A 3,998-nucleotide genomic window follows, 5' to 3' on the forward strand; every position below is an offset into this window, starting at 1 on the left:
GTCGCCGGCGACGAGTACGGCGTTCCCGAAGCGTCTGCCGCGCAGCACCGCCGGGTCGGCGGTCAGCGCCGCCGAGGCGAACGCCGCGCGTACGGTGGCGACTTGGGCGCGCAGATGGTCCAGCGGACGGCGCCTGCGGCCCGGGGCCACGGCTCCCGTCCCGCCGTCGCCGTCGCCGCCGCCCGGTCCGTCCGCGACGTTCGCCGCGTACAGACCGCCGGGGCGCAGCACGCGCCGTACCTCGCCGAGGAATTCGGCACTGGTGAGATGCGCGGGCGTACGGGCGCCGGAGAAGACGTCCGAGACGACGAGGTCCGCCCACCCCTCCGGCAGCTTGGCCAGCCCCTCGCGGGCGTCGCCCGCGCGTACCCGGATGCGCCAGCCGCGCTCCAACGGCAGTGCGGCGCGCACCCATTCGGTCAGCGCCGCGTCCCGCTCGAAGACCTGCTGGGTGGAACGGGGCCGGGTGGCCGCCGTGTAGCGGGCGAGGGTGAGGGCGCCGCCTCCGAGGTGGAGCACGTGCAGCGGACGTCCGGCGGGCGCGGCGAGGTCGATGACGTGGCCGAGCCTGCGCTGATACCCGAAGCCGAGGTGGGCCGGGTCGTCCAGGTCGACGTACGACTGCGGGGCGCCCTCCAGCAACAGCGTCCAGCCGCGGGCCCGTTCGGGATCGGGTTCGAGCGTCGCGGTGCCGCCGGACACTTGTGCGCTCAGCGTCTCCCGTCCGCCGCGCCCTCTGCCGCCGCGCCGCTGTCTGCTCTTCGCCACGCGTCCAGTATCGCCGGGTGGAGGGGAAACCGTATTCGGCTGCCGACGTCGCAACGGGCAAGGGGCGCACGGCACGAGGCGCCGGTGCCTCGGTCTCCGTCGGCGTCAGTTCCCGTCCGCGTCAGTCTCCGTCCGCGTCCGCCGACTCACTGCGTCCGGCGGCGGCGATCGTACGGGCGGCCTCGCCGAGCGCGGCCCGCAGCAGCGAGGCGTCGGTGGCCACCCCGTACGCCCACTCCGGGGGCACCAGCCAGTCCCTGCCCGCAAGTGGCGGCTCCTGGGCGACGGTTCGGGGCCGTCCGGGCGTCTGGGTGCAGGCGCTGCCCGGCAGATCCCAGCACGCCGCGGTGCCCGGCGGGACGAGGAATCCCAGCCTGTCCCCGCCTCCATCGCCCGCTCCGTCATCGTTCTCGTCCGCGTCCCCGTCGCACAGCAGGACCGGGCCGAGCCCGTCCCGCAGCCGCAGGATGTCCACGGCCTCCAGGCCCTGCCGGGCCGGCACGGTCACCAAGTCGCAGGGCACACCGCCGGAAACGGTGCGGACTCCCAGGCCGGCGTCCATCGGGACCCCTCCTCCGAGCTCCTCCGCAGTGGTCATGCAGAGTTCAACGGGCCGGACCGTCAACGGGCTACGGCATACCACGCCACAAAGGATGGCACTTCATGGCAGATGACGGGTGAGATATCCGTTTTGTCGCGGAACCCTGCGTGCCGGATACGTCACGCCCGGTACCGTCCCCGCCATGGCGTCGTCATCATCCGCGTCGCAGGGCCCGCCCCGCGTGCCCAACACCGCGTTCCGGCGGCTGCGCGGCACACTGTCGCCTGCCGAGTTCGCCGCGGTCGTACGCCGGGCCGCGCGCGAGATCGGCGAGCACGTCGCGTGCGACGCCCGTTACATCGGGCGCGTGGAGGCCGGCGAGATCCGCTGTCCCAACTACGCCTACGAGCGCGTCTTTCTGCATATGTTCCCCGGCCGCACGCTCGCCGACATGGGCTTCGCCGACCGCGGGGCCGTACGGGGGCGGTCGGTCGCCGGGCCGTCCGACAGGCCGCTCGCCGGGCCCGGGGACACTGACGCGGATGACAATTCCGAGCCGTATCTGACGACGCGTCATGCGGAATCCCGTACGCTCTTCGGTCGTCACAGCGGCCTCGCAAACCTCAGTGGCCCCAGTGACACCGACCACAGTGGCACCGACCGCGCAACGAGCCCCACGGGCTCCTCTTGCCCCGACGGACCCGCCGGCCCCGACCCCGACCCCGACCCCGATCCCGATCCCGCCGTCGGCTGTCCGACCGCCTCCGACGCGTCCGACTCGCCTGCCCGCGCCATCTGTTCAGACTGTTCCGAGATCCACGAGGAGAGCGACGTGCTACGTCGCGCGTTCATGATCGGCGGCCCCGTGGCCGCCCTGACCGTCCTGCCGCCCCTGGGCCCCGTGGCCGCCGCCGCGGACGGCCGCATCCCGTCCGCGCGCAGCCGCCGGCGCGTGGGCGAGTCCGAGGCCGAGGCGCTGGAGAGAGCCGTACGCCGCATCCGGCTGCTGGACGACCGGCACGGCGCCGACGCGCTCTACCGGCACGCGGGGGACTCCTTGCGCGGCGCGTACGAACTCCTCGACTCCGGCACCACGGGACGCTCCTCCGTCGCCGACCGGCTGCACAACGGCGCCGGCGAGCTCGCCATCTCCGTGGGCTGGCTCGCCCACGACTCCGAACGCTTCGCCGACGCGCGCTCGCACTACGGCGAGGCGCTGGCCACCGCCCGCGTCGCCGCCGATCCGGCGCTGGAGGCGCACGCGTTCTGCAACACGGCGTTCCTCGCGCGCGACGCGGGCCGCCCGCGGGAGGCCGTACAGACCGCGCAGGCCGGGCAGCAGGCCGCCAAACACCTCGGCTCCGCACGGCTGTTGTCGCTGCTGTGCATGCGCGAGGCGGGCGGCTGGGCGGGGCTCGGCGACCGTACGGCGTGCCAGGAGGCGCTGGGCAGGGCGCACGCGTTCTTCGAGCGCGGACCCGCCGACCCCGACCCGGCGTGGATGAGCTTCTTCGGCGAGGCCGAACTCGCGGGCCTGGAGGCGCAGTGCTGGTCCGCGCTGCGCGACTGGGAGCGGGCGGCGGTGCACGCACGGAACGCCGTCGCGCTCCAGGACCCGCACTTCGTGCGCAACCGTGCGCTGTTCACCGCCGAACTCGCGGGCGACCTCGCGGAGTTGAACCGTCCCGACGAGGCCGCCGAGGCGGGCGCCCAGGCGCTCGCGCTGCTCGGACGGGTGCGCTCCTCGCGCATCCGCGGGATGCTCGGCATGACCGCGCGGCGGCTGCGTCCCCATGCCGGGGACGGCGCCGTGGACGCGTTCCTGGCGCGGCAGCGCGGAGCGGAGGAGCGGCCGCGGACGGCCTGAGCCGCCGCCTCCGGGATGCGAGGCGGGCCCAACTCCCCGCCGTCCGGGCTCAGTCCAGATGCCCGGTGTCGTTCCAGCGTCCGACGGCGGGCGCGCCGTACGCCCAGCCGAGGACCGAGAAGGAGGCCGGGGAGAGCGAGAGACAGCCGCCGAAGGACGTCTCGTACCCGAGCCAGCGCGCCCCGATCACCCGCAGGATGTGGCCGTGTGCGAAGAGCAGGACGTCGCGGTCGGCCGAACGGGCCCACTCCACAACGGAGTCGGCGCGCGCAGCGACCTCGACCGGGGTCTCGCCGCCCGGGACGCCGTCCCGCCAGATGTACCAGTCGGTGCCGGTCTCCTCGCGGATGTCCTTCGTCGTACGGCCCTCGTACTCGCCGTAGTCCCACTCGCGCAGCGCGTCCCACTCGGCGGCGCGGTCGCCGAAGCCCGCGATCTCGCACGTCTCACGGGCGCGGCCCATCGGGCTCGTGCGCACCTCGACGCCCGGAAGCCCGTGCCACGGCGCGGAGTTGAGGCGCTCGCCGAGCAGCCGCGCGTCGCGGCGGCCCTCGTCGAGCAGCGGGACGTCGGTGCGGCCGGTGTGCCGTCCGGACGAGGACCACTCGGTCTTGCCGTGCCGTACGAGCAGGATGCGCGCTGCCATGGAGAACCTCTTCGGGCGTCGGAGGGGCCGCAGAGCACGGCCGCCCGCGCAGCCCGGCCACCGGTCGTCCCGCGGTCCACGCGCCGGTCTCCGCCGGTGGACGGGCGCGGTCGCGCCGCCGTGCGCGCGTACGGTCATGTCTGCCCTACTCGCCCCATGTTGGCCCGTACCGGCGC

The 3,998-nt window shown here is 74.7% G+C and carries 4 protein-coding genes; 1 reads left to right on the forward strand and 3 read right to left on the reverse strand.

Features of this window, described 5'->3' with window-relative positions; genetic code table 11:
- On the reverse strand, positions 1-768 hold a 768-nt coding region (locus AN218_RS17955), incomplete at its 3' end, for a spermidine synthase (RefSeq protein WP_079132295.1).
- A 121-nt stretch (positions 769-889) separates the two neighbouring features.
- Entirely contained in the window at positions 890-1,330 is a 441-nt protein-coding gene (locus AN218_RS17960; RefSeq protein ID WP_070017910.1) for a hypothetical protein, read from the reverse strand.
- 181 nt (positions 1,331-1,511) lie between these two features.
- On the opposite strand from AN218_RS17960, the gene AN218_RS38310 reads away from it, so the two are divergent.
- Positions 1,512-3,176 carry an NsdA family TPR-like regulatory protein gene (locus AN218_RS38310; RefSeq protein ID WP_070017911.1) on the forward strand — a complete coding sequence of 555 codons (1,665 nt, stop codon included), beginning with the start codon at positions 1,512-1,514 and terminating at the stop codon, positions 3,174-3,176.
- A gap of 49 nt (positions 3,177-3,225) precedes the next feature.
- Here the strand turns inward: AN218_RS38310 and AN218_RS17970 are convergent, their stop codons facing one another.
- Entirely contained in the window at positions 3,226-3,822 is a 597-nt protein-coding gene (locus AN218_RS17970; protein ID WP_070017912.1) for a histidine phosphatase family protein, read from the reverse strand.
- Between the last annotated feature and the right edge of the window lie 176 nt (positions 3,823-3,998).

This window comes from Streptomyces nanshensis (assembly GCF_001751255.1).
Taxonomy (GTDB): Bacteria; Actinomycetota; Actinomycetes; order Streptomycetales; family Streptomycetaceae; genus Streptomyces; species Streptomyces nanshensis_A.

Bases quoted from the DNA above. Each gene is read 5' to 3' on its own strand.
- AN218_RS17960 (WP_070017910.1), bottom strand. From the start codon at position 1,330: ATGGACGCCGGCCTGGGAGTCCGCACCGTTTCCGGCGGTGTGCCCTGC.
- AN218_RS17970 (WP_070017912.1), bottom strand. From the start codon at position 3,822: ATGGCAGCGCGCATCCTGCTCGTACGGCACGGCAAGACCGAGTGGTCC.
- AN218_RS38310 (WP_070017911.1), top strand. From the start codon at position 1,512: ATGGCGTCGTCATCATCCGCGTCGCAGGGCCCGCCCCGCGTGCCCAAC.